This window comes from Bartonella sp. 11B (assembly GCF_002022625.1).
Taxonomy (GTDB): domain Bacteria; phylum Pseudomonadota; class Alphaproteobacteria; order Rhizobiales; family Rhizobiaceae; genus Bartonella; species Bartonella rochalimae.
Map to the genome: position 1 here is coordinate 851927 of NZ_CP019783.1, position 25956 is coordinate 877882.

At 34.0% G+C, this 25956-nt stretch carries 18 protein-coding genes, 1 tRNA gene and 2 pseudogenes; 12 read left to right on the forward strand and 9 right to left on the reverse strand.

Annotation, left to right across the window (positions count from 1 at the left end; genetic code table 11):
* Positions 1-7: 7 nt before the first annotated feature.
* Together Bho11B_RS03615 and lpxB are read left to right on the forward strand one after the other, a co-directional pair.
* Positions 8-880 (forward strand): LpxI family protein, encoded by an 873-nt coding sequence (locus Bho11B_RS03615; RefSeq protein WP_078673690.1) that lies wholly within the window; start codon positions 8-10, stop codon positions 878-880.
* Entirely contained in the window at positions 873-2066 is a 1194-nt protein-coding gene (lpxB, locus tag Bho11B_RS03620) for a lipid-A-disaccharide synthase (protein ID WP_035005985.1), read from the forward strand. The genes Bho11B_RS03615 and lpxB overlap by 8 nt, the downstream gene beginning before the upstream one ends.
* Positions 2067-2075: 9 nt before the next feature.
* On the opposite strand, the gene Bho11B_RS03625 is transcribed toward lpxB, so the two are convergent.
* The 6 genes from Bho11B_RS03625 to gltX (Bho11B_RS03650) all read right to left on the reverse strand — a co-directional run bounded on the left by Bho11B_RS03625 (position 2076) and on the right by gltX (Bho11B_RS03650) (position 8888).
* The gene (locus tag Bho11B_RS03625) at positions 2076-2855 is read right to left on the reverse strand and encodes an amino acid ABC transporter ATP-binding protein (RefSeq protein WP_078673691.1); all 780 of its coding nucleotides are present in this window, start codon (positions 2853-2855) and stop codon (positions 2076-2078) included.
* 80 nt (positions 2856-2935) lie between these two features.
* Positions 2936-3643: an ABC transporter permease gene (locus Bho11B_RS03630; protein ID WP_035005982.1), complete on the reverse strand. Its 708-nt coding sequence runs from the start codon at positions 3641-3643 to the stop codon at positions 2936-2938.
* A 4-nt stretch (positions 3644-3647) separates the two neighbouring features.
* Complete coding sequence (locus tag Bho11B_RS03635) at positions 3648-4361, reverse strand: ABC transporter permease (protein WP_035005981.1); 714 nt, start codon at positions 4359-4361, stop codon at positions 3648-3650.
* Between the two features lie 81 nt (positions 4362-4442).
* Positions 4443-5195, reverse strand: coding sequence for a transporter substrate-binding domain-containing protein (locus Bho11B_RS03640; RefSeq protein ID WP_078673692.1), 753 nt, complete (start codon positions 5193-5195; stop codon positions 4443-4445).
* Positions 5196-5906: 711 nt separating this feature from the next.
* The gene (gltA, locus tag Bho11B_RS03645; protein ID WP_078673693.1) at positions 5907-7211 is read right to left on the reverse strand and encodes a citrate synthase; all 1305 of its coding nucleotides are present in this window, start codon (positions 7209-7211) and stop codon (positions 5907-5909) included.
* 261 nt (positions 7212-7472) lie between these two features.
* Positions 7473-8888 carry a glutamate--tRNA ligase gene (gltX, locus tag Bho11B_RS03650; RefSeq protein WP_035006686.1) on the reverse strand — a complete coding sequence of 472 codons (1416 nt, stop codon included), beginning with the start codon at positions 8886-8888 and terminating at the stop codon, positions 7473-7475.
* A 113-nt stretch (positions 8889-9001) separates the two neighbouring features.
* On the opposite strand from gltX (Bho11B_RS03650), the gene Bho11B_RS03655 reads away from it, so the two are divergent.
* Entirely contained in the window at positions 9002-11266 is a 2265-nt protein-coding gene (locus tag Bho11B_RS03655) for a ComEC/Rec2 family competence protein (protein WP_078674145.1), read from the forward strand.
* Between the two features lie 71 nt (positions 11267-11337).
* On the opposite strand, the gene bfr is transcribed toward Bho11B_RS03655, so the two are convergent.
* Positions 11338-11823, reverse strand: a complete 486-nt coding sequence (bfr, locus tag Bho11B_RS03660) for a bacterioferritin (protein ID WP_078673695.1) — start codon at positions 11821-11823, stop codon at positions 11338-11340.
* 472 nt (positions 11824-12295) lie between these two features.
* On the opposite strand from bfr, the gene rpiA reads away from it, so the two are divergent.
* The 6 genes and pseudogenes from rpiA (at position 12296) to gltX (Bho11B_RS03690) (ending at position 19775) form a co-directional block, all read left to right on the forward strand.
* The gene (rpiA, locus tag Bho11B_RS03665) at positions 12296-13000 is read left to right on the forward strand and encodes a ribose-5-phosphate isomerase RpiA (RefSeq protein ID WP_035005976.1); all 705 of its coding nucleotides are present in this window, start codon (positions 12296-12298) and stop codon (positions 12998-13000) included.
* A gap of 61 nt (positions 13001-13061) precedes the next feature.
* Complete coding sequence (locus Bho11B_RS03670) at positions 13062-13619, forward strand: DUF2059 domain-containing protein (RefSeq protein WP_035005974.1); 558 nt, start codon at positions 13062-13064, stop codon at positions 13617-13619.
* Between the two features lie 196 nt (positions 13620-13815).
* On the forward strand, positions 13816-15195 hold the full coding sequence (gorA, locus tag Bho11B_RS03675; protein ID WP_371441553.1) for a glutathione-disulfide reductase: 1380 nt from the start codon (positions 13816-13818) through the stop codon (positions 15193-15195).
* 108 nt (positions 15196-15303) lie between these two features.
* Positions 15304-16576: pseudogene (locus Bho11B_RS03680) on the forward strand (3-deoxy-7-phosphoheptulonate synthase); the annotation flags it as partial.
* Between the two features lie 122 nt (positions 16577-16698).
* Positions 16699-18375, forward strand: coding sequence for an NAD+ synthase (locus Bho11B_RS03685; RefSeq protein WP_078673697.1), 1677 nt, complete (start codon positions 16699-16701; stop codon positions 18373-18375).
* 11 nt (positions 18376-18386) lie between these two features.
* Complete coding sequence (gltX, locus tag Bho11B_RS03690) at positions 18387-19775, forward strand: glutamate--tRNA ligase (protein ID WP_035005970.1); 1389 nt, start codon at positions 18387-18389, stop codon at positions 19773-19775.
* A gap of 39 nt (positions 19776-19814) precedes the next feature.
* Here gltX (Bho11B_RS03690) and Bho11B_RS03695 read toward each other — a convergent pair whose 3' ends face one another.
* Together Bho11B_RS03695 and Bho11B_RS03700 are read right to left on the reverse strand one after the other, a co-directional pair.
* Positions 19815-21215, reverse strand: coding sequence for a DEAD/DEAH box helicase (locus Bho11B_RS03695; protein WP_078673698.1), 1401 nt, complete (start codon positions 21213-21215; stop codon positions 19815-19817).
* Between the two features lie 149 nt (positions 21216-21364).
* Complete coding sequence (locus Bho11B_RS03700; RefSeq protein ID WP_078673699.1) at positions 21365-22138, reverse strand: NAD kinase; 774 nt, start codon at positions 22136-22138, stop codon at positions 21365-21367.
* Positions 22139-22401: 263 nt separating this feature from the next.
* On the opposite strand from Bho11B_RS03700, the gene Bho11B_RS03705 reads away from it, so the two are divergent.
* The 3 genes and pseudogenes from Bho11B_RS03705 to Bho11B_RS03715 all read left to right on the forward strand — a co-directional run bounded on the left by Bho11B_RS03705 (position 22402) and on the right by Bho11B_RS03715 (position 25861).
* Positions 22402-22478 (forward strand) — tRNA-Arg (locus Bho11B_RS03705).
* A gap of 43 nt (positions 22479-22521) precedes the next feature.
* Positions 22522-24015 (forward strand): annotated as a pseudogene (locus Bho11B_RS03710) (aromatic amino acid lyase).
* 436 nt (positions 24016-24451) lie between these two features.
* Positions 24452-25861, forward strand: a complete 1410-nt coding sequence (locus Bho11B_RS03715; protein ID WP_078673700.1) for an amino acid permease — start codon at positions 24452-24454, stop codon at positions 25859-25861.
* The last annotated feature ends 95 nt before the right edge of the window (positions 25862-25956 follow it).

A 25956-nucleotide genomic window follows, 5' to 3' on the forward strand; every position in this document is an offset into this window, starting at 1 on the left:
ACTAAAAGTGCCTTCTTCTAATGCCAGAAGTTTTCTTTCCGGTAGAACTGCCATAATCGCTGGAAACGGTGTTTTACCTACTGTAGTTGCTCAAGAACTTGAAAAACGTGGACAAAATCCTTTTCTTGTTCTTTTGCGTGGTGAAGCTGATATGGCACTTTATGATTATGAGCATTGTGAACTATCAATTGTAGAATTAGCACGATTATTTAAAATTTTAAAAGCGGCTGAAATTCACAATATTATTTTAGCAGGTGGTGTGAAAAAGCGTCCATCTCTTTTGCAATTACGGCCCGATTGGACAACTTTGTCGGCTTTATCAAAGTTATTTAAGGCATTGAGAAGTGGAGATGATACATTATTAAGAGCTTTTATCCGTATTTTGGAAGACTATGGTTTTTGTGTTATTGGTGCTCATGAAGTTGTACCAGATTTACTCGCTCCAATAGAATTTAATTTAACAGTGCAACGTGCTAATTCCAAGCAGAATGCTGATATTCTTTTGGCGGCTGAAGCAGCAAGAAGCTTAGGTCGATTAGATATTGGACAAGCAGCTGTAGCTATTGATGGCCGAGTGGTAGCAGTAGAAGATTCAAAGGGAACTGATAATATGTTAAAGCGAGTTCAGGAAATGCGGGAAAGGCAGAAAATTGTCCCGCAAGGTGGTGTTCTTGTGAAATGTGTAAAACCACAACAAGATCATCGGGTGGATTTGCCATCAATTGGACCTACAACAGTAATTAATGCTGCTAAAAGTGGATTGTCTGGTATTGCAGTGGAAGCAAAGAAAAGTTTGATATTATCTTTAGAAAAAACGATAGAGGAAGCAAATAAACGTTCTTTGTTTATAGAAACATTTAGGACAACGGATAATGAATAATAGTTCTTTAAAAATTGCTGTTATTGCAGGTGAAGAATCTGGTGATTTACTTGGAGCAGACTTGATTTCTTCTTTATCTAAACAGACAGAATGCAATATTTATTTGATTGGTGTTGGAGGCAGACATTTAGAAGCATTAGGCTTGAAAAGTTTTTTTGACTTTAATGATATTGCTTTAATAGGTTTAGGAGCAGTATTAAAGAAATTGCCATTACTATTGATGCATATTCGTAATTTGTCTAAGTTCATTGTACAGGAACAACCTGATTGTTTAATTATTATTGACAGTCCTGATTTTACTCATCGTGTTGCAAAAAGAGTACGCACTTTAGCACCTTCTATTCCTATTATTCAATATGTTGCGCCAACTGTTTGGGCATGGCGGCCAGAACGTGCTAAAATTATGCGTAAATTTGTTGATCATATATTGGCTATTTTTCCGTTTGAAGAAAAGATTATAAAAGATTTGAATGGACCAGATACAACTTATGTTGGGCATCGTCTTTTAACCTATCCCCCGCTTTTAGCTGTTCAATCGAAAAAAAAGCGTTTACGTAATGAACCAATATTGCAACCTACAATTGTCGTTTTGCCAGGATCACGGAGGTCAGAGATACGCAGTTTGATGCCTATTTTTGGACAAGCAATAGAAATTGTTAAACAACGTATTCCTCATTTACGTATTATTTTACCAACTTTACCGTATTTAATAAATGAGATTCATCTTTTAACGCAAGATTGGAAAAATGAGGTTGAGATTGTTGTTGGTGAAGATGAGAAATGGTCTGCTTTTGCAGAAGCTGATGTTGCACTTGCAGCGTTAGGAACAGTTTCACTTGAATTAGCGCTGGCAAGAATTCCGATGATTCTTTGCTATAAGCTTGATTATTTTTTTAAATTATTTTTTTTTTCAAAAGTATTACTATGGAGTTCTGCTCTTCCGAATATTATTGCTGATAAGCCTGTTGTGTCCGAATATTTTAATGAATTTTTGCGACCTGGCATGTTAGCAAGGCAGATAGAACAACTTTTACATAACCATTTATTACGGCATGTACAATTTGATTCCTTTGATATAATAGAAACGAAAATGAAAACAGAAGTGCCATCAGAAGATATTGCTGCTCAAACGATTATACGGTTTCTTAAGGAAAAAACAGAGCATAAAAAATTGCTGATACCATAATGTTTATGGCTAATGTTTGATTTTAGCTAGAAAATCACGAGCACGTTGGCTTTTAGGATTAGTAAAAAATGTGCTCGATGTTGTGTCTTCAATAATTTTTCCGTTTTCTAAAAAGAGTATCCTCTCTGAAACTTTGCGAGCGAACCCCATTTCATGGGTAACGCAAAGCATTGTTATTCCGGTATTTGCTAGTTGAGCCATAACCTCTAAGACTTCTCCAACGCTTTCTGGATCAAGTGCTGACGTTGGTTCATCAAAAAGCATTATTTGAGGTTCCATACAAAGAGCACGTGCTATAGCTACACGCTGTTTTTGTCCACCAGATAGTTGTAAAGGATACTTATTACAGTGTTTTTCAACACCAACTTGTGTAAGGTAATGGATTGCTTTTTCTGTTGCTTGTTGTTTAGAAAGTTTGTGAACGGTTATAGGTGCTAAGATACAATTTTGTATAACGGTCATGTGAGGAAATAAATTAAAGTTTTGAAAAAGCATTCCTATTGTACGTAAAATATTTTTTTGTTGTTGTATGGGAGCTGTATTAATATCAACATTGTTGACTAAAATTGAACCTTCTTGTGCTTGCTCCAATTGATTAATACAACGAATTAGAGTTGATTTTCCTGATCCTGATGGACCGCAAATAACAATACGTTCGCCAGTTTTTATATCTAAGTTGATATCACACAGTACCTGAAAATCCCCATACCATTTATTTAAGTGGCGGATAGAGATAATCAAACTTTTTGTATTATCAATAGGATGATTATTTTTATTTTCTAGATTCATTTTTCATTTTCTCAATTGATAAATAAATAGATTAATTTAGCATTTTGATTGGGCGAAAAGCTTTTATAATGATTTTTTATCTATCGTAAATATCGGGTTAGATAGTGTTCAATCAAAATAATAACTCGATGAATAAGCTCGACGATAATAAGATAAATAATAGCAGCCCAAACATAAACTTGGAAATCAAAAGTACGTGAGTAAATTAGTTTAGTTGTACCCATTAAATCATAGACAGTTACGAGTGAAGCAATAGCACTAGATTTAGTCATTAAAATAAATTCATTTCCTAAGGGGCGTAATGCTACTACCATCGCTTGTGGAAAAATAATTTTGAAAAATGTTGTAGAGCGATTCAGTCCTAAAGCTTTTGATGCTTCTCGTTGTTCTGCTGCTACTGCTAATAAGCTGCCTCTAAAGATTTCAGCTTGATAGGCAGCAGAATTAAGCGAAAAAATAAAAAGACAACAATACCAAGCATTTTGAAAAAACCACCATAAGCCAATTTGTTGCCAGAAGCTACTCAACGATCCAAGTCCATAGTAGAAGAGAAAGAGCTGTGCCAATAAAGGAGAACTGCGAAAAAAGTAGATATAAGCACGCGCCAAATATTGTAAGGGTTTATTATTAGATAAACGTATGAATGTGATCAATATGCCAAGAAGAAGTCCTATTGAACAAGAAATAGAAACAAGTTTTAAAGTAACAATAAAGCCATCAAATAATTTTAGGCTATAACGGTTTAAAAGTGCAGGATTAAAAAGAAAATAGGGCGCATCAGAAATCATTAGATTAGTACCTTTTATTCCTACTTGAGTGCATTTTATCTAGATAACGTAAAATTGCTGAAGAAACTGCTGAAAATAATAGATAGAGTAAGCATGCTACAAGATAAAACAAAATAGGTTCATTGGTTGCTGTAGCAGCTAAATTAGTTTGTCGCATGAGATCAAGCAGTGAGATAGTTGAAACGAGGGATGTATCTTTAAGCAGAGTAAGCCAATTGTTAGACAGGCCTGGTAAAGCATTGTGGAGAAGTTGAGGAAAAACAATCCGGAAAAATGTTGTTGAGCGTGAGAGACCTAGAACTTGCGCTGCTTCATATTGGCTTTTATCAAACATCTTAAATGCCGCAAGCCAAACTTCACAAGAAAAAGCTGCAAAAACCATACTGAATGCAAGAACACCAGCAATAAAAGCATTAATACTAAATATTATGTCAATATTTAAGAAATCAAATATAGCTTGAATACAGTTTTGTAAGCCATAATAAACGAAAAACAATGTTAAAATTTCTGGTAGTCCGCGAAATACGGATGAAAATAAAGTTGCTATAGCTTTAAGTATCCTGATATTGGATTGAATCATTGTTGCGTTCATAAGCCCTAAAGGAAGACCTAAAATTATGGAGCATAGAGCTAATGATAATGTCATTCCTGCACTTGTCAGGATTACCATACCCCACCCACCATTGCTAAATGATAGCAATGATAAACTGTCAATCATCTCCATTCTCCTAATAAAGGTTTGAAGTAATTATTTGCTGAAAACGTAAATCATTTGCTCAATTTGTAATTAATTTTATACTTAATAAATATCAATTTGGAAGTATTTTTTAGTAATTTTATCATATGTTCCATCATTACGGATTTCTTTTATGGCTTTATTGAACTGATTTTTAAGATCGTCATTGTTTTGGCGTATAGCAATTGCAATAGGAAGTTCAGTTCCTTCAATACTTCCTAAAAAATGGCAACAATCTTTTCCTTTGTGTTTAAACCAATCTAATATTTGTAATTTATCAAGAATAACGACATCAAGGCGGTTACTTAACAAATCACGTATTACTTCTTTTGTTGTGGGATAGAGTTTAATATTCACCCCTTTAGATGCATAATGATTTTCTGCATATATAGCTTGTGTTGTGTTTAATTGTACACCAAGATTTTTTCCTTTAAATGCTTCTACTGAGATTTCTTTAATTTGTGAATCTTTAGGAACAATTGCAGCTAATTCTGTACTGTAATAAGCATCTGTAAAGTCAATTTTTTTTAGTCGCTCTTGTGTAGGGGATAGAGATGCAATAATAGCATCATATTTTTTAGCAAGAAGGCCTAGGATAATTCCATCAAAATCTTGAATAGTGATAACACATTCAATTTTCATCTTTTTGCAAAGCGCATGAGTTATATCAATATCAAAACCATGAAGTTTATTATTTGAGTCAATATAATTGAATGGAGGATAGGAGCCTTCAGTTGCAATTGTCAACGTTTTAGCATTAACGAATTGGGAAAATAGTGTTGCACTTATTATGAAAGCTGCAGCCAATAATTTCATTATCCTCTCCTATGAAGTGCACAAAGAGATACTATGCTATGACATATTTTATAATCTGTAAGCTTTATGAAGAGCAATACAAAAATTTATTGGTATTGATTTAATTATAATCATAACAAGTCTTTATCATGTTAGGAGTATATAATATCTGTACAGGAAGAAATTCACAGTAAGTAAAATATGAGTTGTATTTTCATTATCTCTATATAAGCATTATTTTAAATTAATGATGCTATAGTTTAATATTTTGGGAATGGCTGGGCACTGTTCTATTATGTTGCAATAAACATGTTTTAATGTCGTCAGTTTGCATTTAGTAAGAAACATATCAAGCATAGAAAACATGATAAATAATTTTAAGAATGGTAAAATATCGATAAAAAGTAGTGATAGAATAGATTTACTAGCTTAACGTCATTTTTTAGTAAAATGATTAAATTTTTCACGGTTTGAAGTAGTTTCTATAGCCTCTTTATTTGTTATTGACATAACATATCTTTAAAGAGCATGGTCTATTAGAATGCAAGTTAAGCCGCGGCTAGGAAGAATTAAATGTAATATAAGACCTTATTTTAACTTAATATGACGTCTTTATGTTTTTAAAAATAGAAAGATCAATATACTCTATCTGATAAAAATGAGATTGGTAATTGGAAGGAAATACCAAAAAAAATAAAGCCCCAATAAATTAAGGCTTTATTAATTGATTTTTTATTTTTTTGAATTTGTGCGGTCGTTTATCGGAATATATTCACGTGTTGAAGGACCTGTATACAGTTGGCGTGGACGGCCAATTTTTTGTGCTGGATCTTCAATCATTTCTTTCCATTGTGCAACCCAGCCAACACTACGTGCTAATGCAAAGAGAACAGTAAACATTTCAGTTGGAAAACCTAAGGCTTTTAATGTGATACCAGAATAGAAATCAACATTAGGATAAAGCTTTTTTTCAATAAAGTATTCATCATTTAGAGCAATTTTTTCAAGTTCCATAGCAATATCAAGAAGTGGATCATCTTGAATATTGAGTTCTTTTAAGACTTCATGGCAGGTTTGTTGCATGATTTTTGCACGTGGATCATAATTTTTATAGACACGATGACCAAAACCCATAAGACGAAAACGATCATTTTTATCTTTTGCACGTGCGATAAACTCAGGAATTTTTTGAACAGTGCCTATTTCTTGCAGCATTTTTAGACATGTTTCATTAGCACCACCGTGCGCTGGTCCCCAAAGGCATGCCACACCTGCTGCTATACACGCAAATGGATTAGCTCCTGATGAACCAGCAAGACGTACCGTTGATGTAGATGCATTTTGCTCATGATCTGCATGAAGGGTGAAAATTCGGTCCATAGCTCGAGCAAGTACTGGATTAATTTTATATTCTTGGCAAGGAACAGAAAAGCACATATGAAGGAAGTTTGCAGCATAACTGAGATCGTTACGGGGATAAATAAATGGTTGCCCAATACTGTATTTATATGCCATCGCAGCAAGGGTTGGTACTTTGGAAATAAGACGAATAGAAGCAATCATTCTCTGTTGGGAATCTGTAATATCAATGGAATCATGATAGAATGCAGACATTGCTCCAAGGCAAGCAACCATAACAGCCATAGGATGAGAATCACGACGAAAGCCATGGAAAAATCTTGCAAATTGTTCATGCACCATCGTGTGTTGCATAATACGGTAGTCAAAATCAATTTTTTCTTGTCTGGTTGGTAGTTCTCCATAAAGCAAAAGATAACAGCTTTCGAGAAAGTCACCTTTTTCAGCAAGTTGGTCAATAGAATAACCGCGATAAAGTAGGACTCCTTTGTCACCATCGATATACGTGATTTTTGATTCACAAGAGGCAGTTGAGGTAAAGCCAGGATCATAAGTAAAGGTATCAGTTTCTTTATAAAGAGATGCAATCTCAATGACATCAGGGCCAATGGTACCTTTACGGACAGGTAATTCTATTTTTTTACCATTGACAGTCATATATGCTTTATTTTCGGACATTAAATATTTCCTTTCAGTGCTTCCATTTTTTTAAATTGATATGCTGTTTTATTAGCTATAGCAATTTATAGTTAAAGCTTTTCCTACCTATTTTAAGAATAGATTGACTCTAAAATTTTGTTTATGCAATCTGAAATATTGTTTAGCATAGTTTTTTTTAATATTTATTTCAATTTTTTAAATTAAAAAACAAATTTATTTTTCATTGAGAGAATTATACTTTAATATTTTCTAGTTTTATATATTAAATTAATATACTGTTCAGGTAATTTGGTCATTAATGCGGTTCAGGGACTCATCTTTTCCTAATAAGATAAGCATATCAAAAATTCCTGGTGATGTTACGCGTCCTGTGAGGGCGGCTCGAAGTGGTTGAACAACAGCTCCAAATTTAAGTTTTTGTATTTGTGCATAATGTCGGATGGTTTCATCCAAAGTTTTTGCATCCCATTTTTGGCATGACATTAGAATAGGATAAATTCCTTTTAAAATAGTTTGACCATTTTCATCTAAGAGTGTTTTTGCTTGTTCATTAAGAGGCAACGGTCGTTGTGCGAAGATAAATGATGCGTCATTAATAAGTTCAAGCAACGTTTTTGAACGTTCTTTCAGAATTGGTATTGCAGCTAGAAATTGCGCACGATGTTTTTCATCAAGTTGTTTTGTTATTTTTAATTCATTTGCATTTTCTGGTAAAATATTAAATGCAGCATCACATAGATCTTGATTATTACTTAGACGCATATAGTGTCCGTTGATGGCATCTAATTTTTTGAAATCAAAACGAGCAGCACTTTTATTGATATCATCAATATCAAACCAGGCAATCATGTCTTCTATTGAAATAATTTCATCATTACCATGGCTCCAACCTAGACGAACAAGGTAATTGAGCAAGGCAATGGGGAGATATCCCATTTTCCGATATGCATCAATACCTAGCGCACCGTGCCGTTTTGATAATTTTGCACCGTTTTCACCATGGATGAGCGGAATATGGGCCATAACAGGGATATCCCATCCCATTGCATTGAAGATAATTGCTTGGCGAGCTGCATTTGTAAGATGATCATTACCACGAATTATATGTGTTACCCCCATATCATGATCATCAACAACAACAGCATGCATGTAAGTTGGAGAGCCATCAGAACGTAAAATTATAAAGTCATCTAGATCTTTATTAGGAAAGCGAATATCACCTTGAACACGATCGTGCAAAATTGTTTCACCATCTTGTGGAGCTTTAATTCGAATGACAGGTTTGATTCCTTTAGGGGCTTCAGAAATATCACGATCGCGCCAGCGCCCATCATAGCGTGCTGGGAGACCTTTTGCAAAAGCATTCTCACGCATTTCAGCTAATTCTTCAAGTGTTGCATAGCAATAATAAGCTTTGCCATCTTTTACCAGTTGTTCAGCAACTTGACGGTGACGCTCTGCTCGTTTGAATTGTGAAATAGGATCTCCTTCATACTGGAGTCCCATCCAGTGCAAACCATCTATGATAGCTTTAACTGCAGCTTCTGTTGAACGTTCTCGATCTGTATCTTCAATACGTAAAAGCATTTTTCCTCCAGTATGTTTTGCATAAAGCCAGTTAAAAAGTGCGGTACGAGCGCTACCAATATGAAGGAATCCTGTAGGAGATGGTGCAAAACGGGTAATAACAGACACAGACATTATCCTCTAAAATTAAGATGTTATTTATGAATTTTATTGAAGAACTATGTTAGCATAGGTATTAGGGTGTGCAATAGCCGCATTGCAAGTAAAGTGGGGATTTGCGGATGTTAGATCAAAATAAAGTTAAAGATGATCTACCAGGAGGTTTTTTCTCACAAAGAAAAAGTCTTGTTTTGTTACAGAAGGGTGATCGGTTTGTTATTGATGGTGCAAGCAATGCTATCTATAATAGGAAAGAGGACTCTTTATTTTCCTTTTTTAAGGAAAAAGTAGTTTTTTTCTGGAAGTGGCTGATAGATTGTATAAACAGAGAAATTTCTTTTGGGCTGCTTTTCTTATTAGTTTTTGTCTTTTTTTCTACAGGCATTATTTTTTATTTCAGCTTAGAGCAAGAACCAAGTTGGAAACAATTTGTTATATTGATTATTATATTCCCTAGCCTGTTATATGTTTTACGGTGTTATCGGAAGATATGGTTTATAACTGGATTTTTATTTTGTATTGTATTAGGCGCTTTGGCTGCAAAAATAGAAACATGGCATATGTCTACGCCAATGTTGAGTCGCGATGTTGTTACCATATTAACAGGACGAATTGTTTCTATTAAGTCTGTAGGGAAAGGGGGATTTCGCTTAAAAGTAGATGTTTTGAAGACAGAAAAACCTACTTTATCTTATAATCTCAATCGGGTGCATTTAGTCGCAAAGTCTTTACCAGATGGGTTAACTCCTGGAGATGGCTTATATGGGAAAGTAAAGCTTCGTGCTTTATCTGGAGCGATACGTCCAGGAAGTTATGATTTTAGTTTTCATAATTATTTTAAAAGAATTGGTGCACAGGGATTTTATTTAGGAAAACCCAAAAAGATATCAGTTCTTCAGCCTGATATGATGCTAGGAAAAGTTTTACAAAAAATTGAAAATTTACGCATGCAAATGACTGAAAAAATTGTTAAAGCGGTTGGTGGAGAAGGAGGGAGAGTTTCTGCTGCTTTAATAACAGGGCAGAGAGGGGGTATTTCACATAATACCAATGAAGCATTACGTATAGCCGGATTGGCACATATTTTATCAATATCAGGTCTGCATATGGCTTTACTGAGTGGTATGGTTTTTATTATTATACGGAGCTTTTTTGCATTTTTTCCAGTCTTTTCCTCTTATTACTCAGTTAAAAAATTTGCTGCCATTGCTGCATTAATAGTTACAGCTTTTTATTTGATATTGTCTGATGCAAATATTGCTGCACAAAGAAGTTTTTTGATGGTAGCTGTTATGTTGGTTGCTATATTATGTAATCGCTCTGCTGTAACAATGCGTAATTTTGCTATTGCTGGTTTAGTAACTGTAGCTATAAGTCCGCATGAGATATTAGAGCCTAGTTTTCAAATGTCATTTTCTGCAACCGTAGCTTTGATTGCTGCTTTTTCCTGGTGGAGTGATGGGTATTGCTCTTGTAAAGGAAATACAGCACCTTCTTATATTGGAGGAAAGGTGCTTCGTTTTGTCTTTTTATCCGTTTTTTCAACTTGTATGTCCTCATTAGTAGCTGGTTCTGCAAGTGGGATTTATGCAGCTTATCATTTTTCTAATGTAGCTCTTTTAGGTGTTATCAGTAATGCTTTAGCTTTGCCTATAGTATCAATTTTCATCATGCAATTTGGACTACTTTCAGCCTTTTCAATGTTTTTTGGGCTTGAATGGTGGCCTTTGCAGATTATGGGATTTGGTACGAACCTTATGATAAAAATTGCTTATGCAATACAGGCTATTTCTCCTGTTTTAAATCCTGGATTTATCCCGCTATCTGCATTGATTTTATTAAGTATCGGTTTAGTTGGGCTCACTTTTTTAAAAACGGCTATTAGACTCTTCTTTGTTTTTTTTATTTTGGCAGGTATTCTAGTTTGTATGATGCAGTCACCTGTACAGTTAATCATAGCAGATGATATGAAAATTGTAGGTGTTTTGAATGACAAGATATTATATGTTGATCGTTATCATCCTTCTAAGTTTACAATATCTTTATGGGAAAAATCGTTTCGCATAAATAAAACCATTAAACCAACAAAAATTGGTCCATCTCTCAAAGGACAATTTATTTGTGATGATAAGATCTGTACAACTTTATTAGAAAATGGATTTAAAATTGCTATTTTATACGGAGAGACAGATCATTGCATAAAAGCAGATATCATAATTAAAAAACATGCAACAAGCAATGAAACATGCGATTCAATAAATGCAATAACATTTACGTCTCAACAATTATTATCGCGAGGAAGTGTTATACTGACTAAAAACAAAAGCACTCTTTGGTCTTCTGCAGGTTTTTATAGACCATGGAATATTCATAGAAAAAATTTATAAAGGCTAGCTAATTTATAGCCTCTATATAAATTTTATAATAACTTCATTTCACAAATGAGATAATAGTTTTTCTAACATTCACATTCAGCAGAGCTTGCATTGAGCTGACTATATTTCTCTTCTCCTATTGTTTTAAAAAGCTGAAGTTGAGTTTCAAGAAAATCAATATGATTTTCTTCGTCTTCAAGCAATTCATCAAACAATTTCTTTGAGACATGATCAGAAAGCTTAGCACAAATTTCACGTGATTTTAAATAAAATTCTCGAGCTTCATATTCACTGGCAAGATCACATTCTAAAATATCCTTGAGGTTTTTTCCAATACGTAAAGGCTCAGAAGTTTGAATATTTGGATGTCCTTCAAGAAAAGTAATACGCTTAATGAGTTTATCTACATGTTCCATTTCTTCTATAGATTCTTTGCGCTCTATTTTAGCTAATTTGATATAGCCCCAGTTTTCTATAAGAGAAGAATGCAACAAATATTGATTAACAGCACTAAGCTCAAGAGAAAGAGCTTTATTGAGTTGCTCGATAACTTGTGGATGACCTTTCATAGTATTCTATTGTCCTATTTTGTTTTTAGTACTAGATACGACTAATACAAGAAATGATACTAATATATTGCCTTGATTAAGTGTTGGGCTAGTCCTCTTTATCCTTGATGTGAATGATTCAATAACATGAGGAAAATGAACTGGCACATTTTACTACATCATTCGATTAATTTATAAATTAATTAGAAAGAATCAATAGCTAATAATCATTTTTTTAAAGTAGGCATTTTCTTGATATTTTCCTGCTTTATAAGCCTATAGGAGCATACTTTGTATTAGGATTTTTAAATAATTATTTTATAAATTATAAGCCTTTTATTAAAAAACAGAATAGTTAATTACTGTATTCTATATAACAAGTCTTATTTCCAATAAGCTAACAAATAAAGTTATAGCTGCTTAGAGCGATAAATCGTTTTTTATAATTCATAATAAATATTGCTCATTGAATTGATATAAAGGAAGGTAATGTATGGATATCCAAAAATTAAAAAAAATGGCTGCTGCTCAAGCGCTTGAATTTGTGCAAGATGATATGAATCTTGGTATAGGCTCTGGTTCTACAGTAAATGAATTTATTCGTCTTCTTGGTGAGTGCATTACAAATGGTTTAAGGATAACTGGTGTTGCTACTTCATATCATTCTGAGCATTTATGTCGTCAGTTTGGAGTGCCTATTACTACTTTAGATAAAATATCTAAGCTTGATCTTTGTATTGATGGAGCTGATGAAATCGATCCTCAGATGAGCTTGATCAAAGGAAGGGGTGGAGCATTATTGCATGAAAAAATTGTAGCATCTGCATCTGATGAGATGTTTATTATTGCTGATGAAACAAAGATGGTAAAAACGCTTGGTGCTTCTGGGGTGCCAATAGAAGTTAATCCATTTGGGATGAATGCTACATGCAAAGCGATTGAAAAGGTAGTGAATAATTTAGGACTTTCAGGAGAAATTAAATTACGTATGAATGGAGATATTCCTTTTGAGACTGATGGCGGTCATTTTATTGTTGATGCATTTTTAGGATCTATTCTAAATCCAAAAGAATTATCAGATGCGTTATTGGGAGTTCCTGGTGTTGTTGAACATGGTCTTTTTTTAGGTTTTGCTTCTCGTGTAATTGTAGCTATGGCAGATGGTACAATAAAATTTTTAGAATCATCTAGTAATTGAAAACTTGTTAAAAATTTAAAATAATAAATTCAAACTATAATTCTATGGAGTCATCATTATTATGAGAATAACAGTTTTTTTTCAGAAACTTATAACATTACTTAGTGCAGTTGCTATTTTGATTGTGAATATTCAAATAACTTATGCGCAAGATGTGAGTGATAAACATTTAGATTCAGCTAAAAAGGTGATTAGTGCTATTCGTGCAACTGATCAGTTTGATAGTTTTTTACCAATGGCAGCACGTGATATTAAAGAAAAATTAATAAGTAATGATCCAAACTTAGAAAAAAATATTTCTGTAATTGTTGATAAAGAAGCGCTTGCTTTAGCTAAACGGCGTGCTGATTTAGAGAAAGAAGTGGCCTATGTATATGCAAAGCATTTTAGTCAGGAAGAACTTGATAAAATTTCAGCATTTTACAGTTCTGATGTTGGTAAAAAATTTTTGATGACAGTTCCAGATGTTGCGCGCGATGCTTATTCTGCATTTGATGCATGGTCTTCTACTGTAATACAGGATCTTATAAAAAATGTAGAAAAAGAAATGTCCCAAACACTTAACTTAAATAATTCTATTACTCCTATGGAATCTACTTCTTCACAATCTCCAATGTAATTCATTAGTTTCATGAGTATTATAAGCGTTTTATTTAAAAGCAGCAGTTAGATACTACTTTAAGGAAGAAGAGTGCTCTGAGAGTATTATCTTTGTATAAAAAAATCAGAAAAAAGAAAAAGCTTTTATTTGTTGACAAAAAGTAGTACTTGTACAGTGAAAACGCGTGGGAAAGGATATTTTATGATGTTTTATGATGTTTTATGATTTGTTCGTTATTGGAGGGGGATCGGGTGGAGTACGTGCTGCTCGTCTTGCTGGACAACTGGGGAAGCGTGTTGCTATAGCAGAAGAACATCGTGTGGGAGGAACTTGTGTTATTCGCGGTTGTGTTCCTAAAAAATTGTTTGTTTATGCATCGCAATATGCACACGAATTTAAGGATAGCATTGGTTTTGGCTGGGAATATGTTAATCCAGTTTTTAATTGGAGCAAGTTGATTAAAGGTAAAAATATAGAATTATCGAGGTTAGAGGCGCTTTATTCTAAGGAATTAGAACTTAACAATGTTCAAATTTATAAGAGTCGCGCTGTTTTTATTGATGAGCATACATTAGAGCTTTCTGCAACAGGTGAGCGAGTAAAAGCAGAAAAGATTTTGATTGCGACAGGGGCAACGGAGCGAGATTTTGCAATAAAAGGCGGTGAGTTATGTCTTACTTCTAATGAGATTTTTGATCTTGAAAAATTACCAAAATCAATAGTTATTGTTGGTGGTGGTTATATAGCTCTTGAATTTGCTGGTATTTTTCACGAATTAGGTGTGAAAACAACATTAGTTCATCGTGGTGATTTATTTCTTCGTGGTTTTGATTATGATTTGCGGCGGTTATTAAATGATGCGATGATTGAAAAGGGAATTTCTATTATCTATGAGGCTACAGTTAATCAGGTTGAATCTCAAAATGGCCACTATAACGTTGTTTTATCGAATGGACAAATTCTTAACACTGATCAGGTTATGTTGGCTACGGGACGTGTGCCAAATACAAAAGGCTTAGAACTTCAGAGGGCAGGTGTTAAACTTAATAAGGATGGCGCTATTATTGTTGATGAAAAAATGACAACAAATATACCTCACATTTGGGCTGTTGGTGATGTAACAGGTCATGTTCAGTTAACACCTGTTGCTATACATGAAGCAATGTGTTTTATTAAAACTGCTTTTGAAGATACTCCAACGATACCGAATTATAATTTAATTGCGACAGCTGTTTTTTCGCAGCCAGAGATTGGAACTGTCGGTCTTTCAGAGGAAGATGCCATTCGTGATTATAAGCGTGTTGAAATTTATCGTACACAATTTCGTTCTTTGCGTAATACTCTTTCTGGTAATGCAGAAAAGATGTTTATGAAATTGATTGTTGATGGTCAGAGCCGTATTGTTATTGGTGCTCATATTTTGGGAGAAGGTGCTAGTGAAATGGCTCAACTTGTTGGAGTTGCCCTGAAAGGAAAGCTGACAAAAGATGTATTTGATGAAACTATGGCAGTTCATCCAACATCCGCAGAAGAGTTGGTAACGATGTATAAACCGAGTTATATATATGAAAATGGAAAGAAATTAGAAAGTTAAATAGCGGATGTTATAGAAAATTATAAAGATTTGCATACTGTAGGCTGATTAGATAGGCTTTAGAGAGGATGCGATGATAAAAAAATAGCTCCTTGAATCTTGGAGAGAAAATTAATTAAACAAATTCTAACTTGTCCCGATAAATCTATATTAGCGGAAATTAGAGAAGAATTGAGCAAATATTCTCTTTATTTTTTTATGGTGAAGTGTGCTAGTTTAAAGAATGAGCTAGCAGCTTTATTACGGGGGAGATTGTGCAGAAAGTTTTGCTAAGCATAAGGTTGTTCATATCCGTGATTTTTTTCGTGTATTTTTATACATGGCAGTCATTTTAACTTTTGAGAGTTTTAAGTCAGTTGTTAAAATTGATTATACTGTTGGTGAATTTTCAGAAATACGCTTTTCTGATATGGAAGAAAAGAAAATAAAGAATTGTTTCCTTATAGAGAGAATGTCATTAATGGGACTAAATTTAATAAAACTGCTTGTACTTTTAATGAATGTCCATGGTTTATCATTAGTTGAGGGCAACACTTAATTTATTGCGTGCTTTTTAATAAGGCGGGTATGCTAATCTAGAAGATGTCGATAAATGGATATTAGATTTTATTTTAATAGTCCACAACGTTATGAGCTATTAACAAAGCGTATTTCTAAAGTAATCGATTTTATACATTTAATAGGAGGTACAGCTAAAATGAATCTCTCATTACGTGAAGCATGTTCTTATATAAGCCACAAAGCGTTTTTGTTAGGCTTTGATAGGAATTAATGCAACCTTTGATAATTGGTATGCGGTATCTGGCCATATGTTATAGATTGCTGATCATGCATGTTATCTTAATCATGTGCATGTAGAACATTATCGTAGAAAAATTCTATTGGATTAAAATGTAATTCTTCTATTAATTCTGATGAGCTTTTGAAATTGATTGATATTCTCAATCCTATAAACAAACCGGAGCGACTTATATCATTATTATGCGTTTTGGTTATGATAGGTTTGGAACTATCTTCTTAAATTAATTGGTGTGGTTAAATGTGAGAATCGTAGTATTGTTTTTGTGATTCAATACATAGTAATACAATTACGGCTAATGATTATAAATGCGTTCTTTTAATTATATTTTAAAAGAATTTGAGAATTTTTTCTCAGTTTATTGGGAAAAGGGGGCTTGCCCAGGCGTATTCATATTGCAGTGATAGGATGCGACGTTACTAAATATACAGACAATATGAAAGCCATTTCAGAAAAAGATATTTCTGATTGCTATAATAAGTACTTCATTGTGATATAAGATTAAACGGGAATCGATTACCTGAATTGGCTTTTTTTGTTGAACTTTTGAAAAAAGTCGTGATGCTGCTTCGGTTATTTTAGGGAGAAGGTTTAGGTAACAATCCTATTCTGTTATTTATTTCCAATTTTTATGGAAGTAAGCACTTTTGGTAAAAAGTCCTTTGATGGTTGAAACTGATTGATGGCCACGCTAAATTGATACAATGACACAAAAACTTATAAAAGACGATTTGCGGATTGTAATTGCTCAATTAAATCCTATCATTGGTGATATTAAGGGAAATTTTTCTCTTGCGAAAATGGCATATCAAAAAGCTTACGAACAGAATGCTGATCTTGTTTTGTTGACTGAGCTTTTTATAAGTGCTTATCCCCCTGAAGATCTTGTTCTTAAATCTTCTTTTACAAAAGCATGTGAAGGTGCTGTGAGAAAGTTAGCACAACTCACGAAAGAAGGGCCTGGAATTATTATTGGCGTTCCTTTAAAACGTGATAATAGCCTTTATAATGGTATCATGCTTCTTGATGATGGGCAGGTGATTACGGAACGTTTTAAGTGTGATTTACCTAATTATTGTGAATTTGATGAAAAGCGCGTATTTTCTTCTGGTCCACGTCCTGAGCCTATTGTTTATCGTGGGATAACGTTAGGAGTTGTGATTTGCGAAGATATTTGGAACGATCCTTCTATTTGTGCTGAACTTAGCCATAAAGGAGCCGAGATTATTCTCGTTTCTAATGGGTCCCCTTATTACCGTAATAAAATGCAAAAGCGTTTAGAAATTGTTCGTGCACAAGCTATTCAATCATGTGTGCCAATTATTTATGCTAATCAAGTTGGAGGCCAAGATGAATTAGTATTTGATGGAGGTTCTTTTGCACTGGATGAACACGGTCAAATAGTATTTCAAATGAAGCATTTTGAAAGTCAGATTGCCTTGAGTCATTGGCAAAGAAAATCTATTAGGTGGCAATGTATTTCTGGTCCAAATGAAGAACTTTTAGATGGGATCGCTGCTGATTACCATGCCTGTGTTTTAGGTTTAAAGGATTATGTCAATAAAAACCGTTTTAAGGATGTGCTTCTTGGTTTTTCAGGAGGAATTGACTCAGCACTTTGTGCTGCAATTGCGGTCGATGCGTTGGGAGCTGAAAGGGTTCATGCTGTGATGATGCCTTATTATTATACATCACAGGAATCATTAAAGGATGCTAAAGATTGTGCTCATCTTTTAGGATGTCGTTATGAAATAATACCTATTTTTAAACTTGTTGAGAGTTTTTTGAGCATAATGGCTCCTATTTTTTCAGGGTTGAAAGCTGATGTTACAGAGGAAAATCTTCAAAGCCGTGTACGTGGAAGCATTTTAATGGCTCTTTCAAATAAATTTGATTCGATGGTAATAACGACAGGTAATAAATCGGAAATGGCCGTTGGGTATGCCACGCTTTATGGCGATATGAATGGTGGTTTTAATCCCATTAAAGATATTTATAAAACGCAGGTTTATAAATTAGCTGAGTGGCGTAATAAAAATTACTTGCAGAATTTATTGGGACCCAAAGGAATTGTCATTCCAAGTAATATTACAACAAAAGCACCTTCTGCAGAGCTTCGGGACAATCAAAAAGATGAGGATTCTCTTCCTCCTTATCCTGTTTTAGATGATATCTTGCAATCTCTTGTAGAAGATGACATGAGTGTTTGTGATATTCTTAAGCGTGGACACTCACGGCAAACAGTTGAGAAAGTAGAACATTTGCTTTATTTGGCTGAGTATAAAAGACGGCAATCTGCACCGGGTGTGAAAATTAGTTATAAAAACTTCGGGCGTGATCGTCGTTACCCTATTACCAATTATTTTCGCGATAAAAGTTGAGCATTATTTTGATGATAAAAGTTCGTTTTGCCCCATCTCCAACAGGTTATATTCATATAGGAAATACTCGTATTGCATTGTTTAATTGGCTGTACGCGAAAGCGCATAACGGTACATTTATTTTACGTTATGATGATACAGATGCTGAGCGGTCCAAACAAGAATATATTGATGCTCTTATGGTTGATCTCGAATGGCTTAGTATTCAACCAGATGAAGTTTATTATCAGTCTAAACGTTTTAATCGATATGATGAAGTTGCAGAAGTTTTAAAACAACGTGGCCTCCTTTACCCCTGCTATGAAACAGCAGAGGAATTGGATCGACGCCGTAAAATACAACTTTCACGTAAATTACCTCCTGTTTATAATCGTGATGCATTAAAATTGGCATTAGAAGATAAAAAAGCTTTTGAGGATCAAGGTCGTAAACCTCATTGGCGGTTTCTTTTGCCTAATTTTGAAAGTAATCCATTTCAAACTAAACGAACAGAAGTTTATTGGGATGATATCGTAAAAGGTAGGCAGATGATCGATTTGGCTTCTATGTCAGATCCTGTTTTAATTCGTGAGGATGGGAGCTATCTTTACACTCTACCTTCTGTCGTTGATGATATAGATATGGCTATTACACATATTATTCGTGGCGGTGATCACGTTGCTAATACTGCTGCGCAGATTACTCTTTTTAAAGCCCTCGATGCAGTGCCTCCAATTTTTGGTCATATTAATTTATTAACAACAGCTTCAGGAGAAGGGCTTTCAAAACGAAATAGTGATCTTTCCATTCGTTCTTTACGCGAAGATGGCTTTGAATCTATGGCTGTTCAGTGTCTTGCAGTGTTAATTGGAACATCGCAAAATGTGCAGGCATATTCTAATCAAGATACTCTTTTAAAGCATTTTCATCTCGAAGATACATCAAAATCATCAGCAAAATTTGATGTGGCTGATCTTCTTGTATTGAATAGTCATTTTGTTCACGAATTAACTTATGAAGATATTAAGACACGACTTGAAAAATTTTCTATTCATGGAGAACAAGCAGAATATTTTTGGAATACGGTAAAAAACAATATTACTAAGCTGAATGATGCAGCCTTATGGTGGAAAATTATTCATACTGATAAGAGCTTTGATATAATTTCACCTGAAGATCGTGTTTATGCACAACAGTCTGTTCATTCGTTACCTGACGGAGTATTGAATGATGAAAGCTGGAAAATTTGGACGACAGCATTGCAGGAAAAAACGGGGCGAAAAGGAAAAGCTTTGTTTATGCCGTTGCGTCAAGCTCTTACAGGGATAACGCATGGGCCTGAAATGGGAAAATTTTTACCACTTTTAGGACGTGAAAAGGTAGTAAAAAGACTGACCACGGTAGGTAGTGGGAAACTCTAAATCCAGTAGAGCATTCGCTATTACTTATCAGTAACCAAATTAAGTATTGTTTTTTATAAGCATAAATGCTGGGATATCATCGCCAAATCCAATTGGAATAGGGCTGTTGTTTTTTTCATGACATTTGTTTGATGATTTCTCTTTATTATCTTTAGTTTCAATGTAAGCTGACTTCTCTTTTTCTAGTATTTTTTTCGTTTGAGTTTTACGTTTTTTTTGAGCAGTCTTCTGTTGTGATTTTGTGGGTTTTGTTTTTGAAACAGTATCGTTTTCTTCATCATGAGCTATTAAAGTAGAAAGATCGCCATTAAGCCACTCAATTTTTTCTTTGCTTATTTCTTCAATGGCACGGATATATTTTTCGTCAGCTTTTGTGACAATGGTAAAAGCTTTACCACTGCGTTTTGCACGTCCTGTACGGCCGATACGATGAATATAATCTTCCGCATGTGTCGGTACATCATAGTTGAAAACGTGGCTGACTGCTGGGATATCCAGACCACGAGCAGCGACATCAGAAGCAATAAGAAGTATAAATTTATTGTTTTTGAAGCTAGCTAATGTGTTTGTGCGTGAATGTTGATCCATATCACCATGAAGTGTACCTACACTGAAATTATGTTTAATAAGATATTGAAAAAGTTCAGAAATATCTTTTTTTCGATTACAGAAAATGATAGCGTTTTTAAGTTCATCACCTTCATTCTGAATAAGTTCTTTTAAAACAGCTTTTTTATCACATGATTTACTTCCAGACTTAACAAGTCGTTGCGTGATTGTTTTCGCTGTTGAAGACGCTTCTGTAATTTCGATATATACAGGAGAATGTAAAAATTGCTTTGTTAATTGTGCAATTTCTGGTGCCATTGTTGCTGAAAAGAATAAAGTTTGGCGTGTAAAAGGAGTCACTTTACAAATACGCTCAACGTCAGGGATAAAGCCCATATTTAGCATGCGGTCAGCTTCATCAATGACTAGAATTTCAACACCTACTAAGAGTAATTTACCACGCTCAAAGTGATCCAGCAAGCGTCCTGGTGTTGCGATCAAAACATCGGCGCCTCGTTCAAGTTTACGATCTTGGTGTTCGAAAGAGACACCACCAATTAATAATGCAACGTTTAAATTATGATTAACACCATATTTATCAAAATTTTCTTTAACTTGGGCAGCAAGCTCTCGTGTTGGTTCTAATATGAGGGTACGGGGAATTCTTGCTCTTGCACGTCCTTTTTCAAGTAAGGTAAGCATAGGAAGGACGAAGGAAGCTGTTTTACCAGTACCTGTCTGAGCAATTCCTAAAACATCTTTTTTTTGAAGAATATGAGGGATCGTCCTACTTTGAATAGGAGTTTGGATTGTATATCCTGCTGATTTTATAGCTTTAATAACCTTTTTTGAAAGGCCTAAATTATCGAAATTGTCCAAAGCTAGTGTCATTCTTTCTTTTTGCTGATTATTTTGCAATTTTAACGATTATCTAGGATATTGGCTAAGTCAACATTCCATTTTCTTGAAGACGGGTTAAGATGCATTTTAAAAAAAGTCAACTATAACTACTATATATCCGCAAAAAGAACGATAAAAAATTAATAACGAAATTGTTCTGATAAGATTCGTTCGTCCCAAGAATGGTCAGGATCAAAAAGGATAGAGACTGTTATTTCTGTTGCTGATGAAATAGTAACTGAATGGACAGATTTCACTTCAATGTTATCAGCAGCTGCATTGACGGGACGTTTGTTATATTCAAGCATATCAAAGCGCACTGTGGCGGTATTTGGAAGTAAAGCTCCATGCCAGGCTCGAGGACGAAAAGGGCTAACGGGAGTAAGGATCATAAGGGGCGCCATGAGAGGTAGAATAGGTCCTTGGGCTGATAAGTTATATGCAGTAGATCCCGCTGGTGTGGCAACAAGAATACCATCGCAAATTAATTCTTCCATGCGAACTTGGTTATCAATACTGATACGAATTTTAGCAGCCTGATATGATTGACGAAATAAGGATACTTCATTGATTGCAAGTGCTTCAATATGTCCTTGAGTTTGTGCATTTGCGATCATGCGTAAGGGATGAATTTCTTTTTTATGTGCAGCAGCAATACGGGCTGGTAATTTTTTTTCATGAAACTCATTCATTAGAAAACCTACTGAACCTCGATTCATACCATAAATAGGTTTACCGGTATTCATGACATCCCGTACTGTTTGCAACATTGTTCCATCTCCACCAAGTGCAACAATGGCATCGGCTTCTTCAAGAGAAGAGTGACCATAAATAGATATTAATTTATTGGTGGCCTTGATAGCTTCTTCAGTTTCTGCAGAAACGAAATGAAAGCGACTTGGTAGTGTAGTCATTAAAAATTGTCCTGATATTCACGACTTATTTTTTAGAATTTAAAAACTTTATATAAGGATTGTTTTGATAAAAGAAAGAATTTTGTATGAAAAGTAATTTATTAAAAAAAAAGGAATATGTATGCAAAGTAGCATTAAAAAATAATATAATTTTATCAAGAATAAGCATATATTCTTTATTAAGTTTTTAAAAGGAGTGATTCATCATTGAAGCTGGGAACATGATCAGCTAAAGGAGTATAGCAGTTTTAATCATCATTTAAGCACCCGTAGCTCAGCTGGATAGAGCGCTGCCCTCCGAAGGCAGAGGTCACAGATTCGAATTCTGTCGGGTGCACCAAATTTTCCACTTTGCTGTATATTTCTTATAAAAACTATTTTAAATATTAAATCCAGGTAATGCTACTTTGAATGAACTTGAATCTGTTTATTGGGATGGTAAAATGAGCAAGCTCCATCATGACACACATTTGGCTATTAAAAGAGAAGCAGTGTGTATTGCTGCTGGCAATGAATAAGTTTATGGCATTAATATTGGATTTGGCAAATTAGCCTCGATTAAAACTGATATAGATAATTTATCCATTTTATAAAGAAATCTTATTTTATCACATTATTGTAGAATAGGAACGTCTTCACCTGAAAGTGTTTTATGATTGATGATGACTTTGAAGCTTATTTCTCTTTTGGGACGATGGATTTTAGGTGTTGGTTTGGAATTATTGTATTTACTAGAGAATATGCTTGCAAGTAGAGTTATTCCTGTTTTTCCTGAAAAAGGCTCAGTAGGTACATTAGATAATCTTGTTCCGCTTGCACATATAGCTTCTGTGATGATAGGAGAGGGAGGCGCGTTTTTTCAACATTTTGTATGAATGAGAAGGCTGCACTAGAAAAATCAGGATTATCTGCCATTATTTTAGAGGCAAAAGAGGGGAGAGTCTATGCAATAGACTCAAACATCAACAGTGCTTGTTCTTGCGGTTTTTTTATAGTTATAGTGCACTGTGTGGTGGACTTCTTTCAGAGGCATTAATAACAGATGTTGCTATGGATGCAATGGAACCATTTCACTCTAATATTCATATTCTGCATGGCTATTATTGTGTCACAGACACTAGAAAGGCTTGTAAAAGATTGAGAAATTCGAGGAGCACATTTATGTAAAGGTAATTGTATCCAAGATTCTTATTATATACGTTGCTAACTATACATTTCTTGATATTCTAATAGCAGCAGAAAAAACACTAATTATTGAAACAAATGCAGTTACAGATAATTCATTAATTTAAAGAAATAGTGATATTCTATCCGATGAAAATTTTCATACTAAACTTATAGTATAGCATTTGAGTATTTGTTTCTGATCAGGTTGTTTTTCTTTACATGAAATAGGATTAATTTCTCAAAGATGTATTGCTCTTAATGGTTGAGCTAACAATTTCTTGCAGATTTTCAGCTTTTTAAGCTAAAATATAAGACTTAATTCCGGTTTTATAATTACTGAGGTGACTGCTGCTTTCATGTTTGAAAATAAGCAAATGGCATATTCTTCTTCAGTTGATTCGAGATAACTTTGACAAATCAAGAAAATCACGTTTCAATGGCTTGCCACGGTTTTTGTCGGTTGTTGGTAATGAGTGGGAATCTTTGTTATTATTGATATCAAAATGCTTGTTGCAGTACAAGGAATTGAATATCACACTCCTTTTAAAACGAGTCCCTTATTACAATTTGTTATAAGGCACTTACGTCACCGTATTAAGATTCTAGAGAAATATCGTTATATGGCTTCAGATTTTGAGAAGATATGTGCCTTTATGAATAAAGGATATTTTTTATCAGTTTTATCAGAAACAATTTTTCCACTATTGTAGCCATAAGTAAATTAATTTTAAACTATGGTGAGAACATTATAAAGAAAATTATAAAGAAAGAGGCTAGAGACTCGTTTTTTTATGATGCTTGCCCATCAGATTTTTTTTTGATAAATTGAAGAGCTACTTAGTTTAAGTGAGAGAGTAGTGTGTGTTGTCATAATACAATTGCCCTATTATCTACATTTCCTTAAAGCTGAAGGAAAAGGAAGAATGCGGTTTTTTTGTTGTAAACGGTATATGTTGCATCACCATATAAAATGAAATTATGCATCTTAGCCGTTGTGAATTGTATTCTTGTATGAAAATATAGAAAATAAAAATTCAAGTCCTTCAGATCTTTTAGAGTTTTTTACATTTCAATCGGCTTCGGTTCTTATTAATCTGCCAATTTTGCTTCTGTAAAAGTTAGGATGATGTTTGAAGAAGGATAGAAATGACAACAAATGAACTTAAACGAGGTATAAATCAGCGTCAGGTTATATTTTTAGCTCTTGGTTCTGCTATTGGAACAGGGCTTTTTTATGGATCGGCACAGGCGATTAATCTTGCTGGCCCAAGTGTTTTAATTGCCTATTGTATTGCAGGTTTAGCTATTTTTATAGTTATGCGTGCTTTAGGAGAAATGATTATTCATAATCCACTGTCTGGTTCTTTTGCTCGTTATGCTACAAATTATATATCACCATTAGCTGGTTTTTTAACAGGATGGACATATGTTTTTGAAGTAGTGCTTGTTGGTTTAGCTGATATTACAGTTTTTGCAACTTATATGAGTTTTTGGTATCCTGATGTTGCTTCTTGGATATGGACATTGAGTATTACTCTTATCATTACTGGTATTAACCTAGCAGCAGTGAAAGTGTACGGTGAGCTAGAATTTTGGCTTTCTTCCGTAAAAATTATTGCCATTTTCGCTATGATTATTTTAGGAATAGCAATTATTTTTTTTAATTGGAATACAAATACATTTTCTACCATTGGGATTCATAATTTATGGCAAAATGGTGGAGTATTTCCAAATGGTTTATTTGGTTTTTTAGCTTGCTTTAGTGTTGTTGTTTTTGCTTTTGGAGGAGTAGAGATTATTGGAATGGCTGCAATGGAAGTACAGGATCCTGATAAAACAATTTCAAGAGCAATTAATTCTATTCCAATTCGAATTGTGCTCTTTTATGTTATGACGTTAGCAGTTTTAATGTCGCTTTATCCTTGGAATGAAATTCGCCTTATTAGTAGTCCTTTTGTTACAATTTTTGAAAGATTTGGTATTTCGTCAGCAGCTCATATTCTTAATATTGTTGTTATCACAGCTGTAGTTTCTGCGATTAATAGTGAAATGTATGGTGCGGTTCGCATGATACATGGTTTGTCGCAGGAAGGTTATGCATTTAAAAAATTCCAATATTTATCAAAAAACGGTATACCGATTTTTGTTATTTTACTCGTATTTAGCATCTTTATTTTTGGTGTTATTCTTAATTATTATTATCATGATCAGCTTTTTTTTCTTATTGCGACAATGGCGACATTTGCGACAGTTTTTGTGTGGGTAATGATTTTGCTTTCGCAAATTTTTATGCGGCTTAAAATGTCTGCAGAAGAACACCGTGATCTAAAGTTTCCAATACCGTTTTGGCCAATAGGATCCATTTTTGCTACTTTATTTATGATCTTTATTTTTATTTTGTTATGGTTTTTTGATAATACGAGATCAGTGTTGATGATAGGTGTTATTTGGCTTTCTTTTCTTGTTGTTTGTTTTTATGCACTTAAACTTTATAATTTAAAGAAAAGAAAAGTCTATCAAGAAGAGAAAAGAAGATTTAAAATCAAAAAAGTGTAATTTATATAATTATCTATAGTTAAGGAGGCTTTAGAATATAAAAAATGATTGAGCGATATGATTTTAAGAGAACGTCGCTATTTAAGAAGAGAGGG

What these genes read in the sequence shown, in the direction of transcription:
- Bho11B_RS03685 (WP_078673697.1), top strand. Translation starts at nt 16,699, where the DNA reads ATGACACAAAAACTTATAAAAGACGATTTGCGGATTGTAATTGCTCAA.
- lpxB (WP_035005985.1), top strand. Translation starts at nt 873, where the DNA reads ATGAATAATAGTTCTTTAAAAATTGCTGTTATTGCAGGTGAAGAATCT.
- Bho11B_RS03700 (WP_078673699.1), bottom strand. Translation starts at nt 22,138, where the DNA reads ATGACTACACTACCAAGTCGCTTTCATTTCGTTTCTGCAGAAACTGAA.
- Bho11B_RS03670 (WP_035005974.1), top strand. Translation starts at nt 13,062, where the DNA reads ATGAGAATAACAGTTTTTTTTCAGAAACTTATAACATTACTTAGTGCA.
- gltA (WP_078673693.1), bottom strand. Translation starts at nt 7,211, where the DNA reads ATGTCCGAAAATAAAGCATATATGACTGTCAATGGTAAAAAAATAGAA.
- Bho11B_RS03635 (WP_035005981.1), bottom strand. Translation starts at nt 4,361, where the DNA reads ATGATTGACAGTTTATCATTGCTATCATTTAGCAATGGTGGGTGGGGT.
- bfr (WP_078673695.1), bottom strand. Translation starts at nt 11,823, where the DNA reads ATGAAAGGTCATCCACAAGTTATCGAGCAACTCAATAAAGCTCTTTCT.
- gltX (WP_035005970.1), top strand. Translation starts at nt 18,387, where the DNA reads ATGATAAAAGTTCGTTTTGCCCCATCTCCAACAGGTTATATTCATATA.
- Bho11B_RS03630 (WP_035005982.1), bottom strand. Translation starts at nt 3,643, where the DNA reads ATGATTTCTGATGCGCCCTATTTTCTTTTTAATCCTGCACTTTTAAAC.
- gorA (WP_371441553.1), top strand. Translation starts at nt 13,816, where the DNA reads ATGTTTTATGATTTGTTCGTTATTGGAGGGGGATCGGGTGGAGTACGT.
- Bho11B_RS03655 (WP_078674145.1), top strand. Translation starts at nt 9,002, where the DNA reads ATGTTAGATCAAAATAAAGTTAAAGATGATCTACCAGGAGGTTTTTTC.
- Bho11B_RS03715 (WP_078673700.1), top strand. Translation starts at nt 24,452, where the DNA reads ATGACAACAAATGAACTTAAACGAGGTATAAATCAGCGTCAGGTTATA.
- rpiA (WP_035005976.1), top strand. Translation starts at nt 12,296, where the DNA reads ATGGATATCCAAAAATTAAAAAAAATGGCTGCTGCTCAAGCGCTTGAA.
- Bho11B_RS03640 (WP_078673692.1), bottom strand. Translation starts at nt 5,195, where the DNA reads ATGAAATTATTGGCTGCAGCTTTCATAATAAGTGCAACACTATTTTCC.
- Bho11B_RS03625 (WP_078673691.1), bottom strand. Translation starts at nt 2,855, where the DNA reads ATGAATCTAGAAAATAAAAATAATCATCCTATTGATAATACAAAAAGT.
- Bho11B_RS03695 (WP_078673698.1), bottom strand. Translation starts at nt 21,215, where the DNA reads ATGACACTAGCTTTGGACAATTTCGATAATTTAGGCCTTTCAAAAAAG.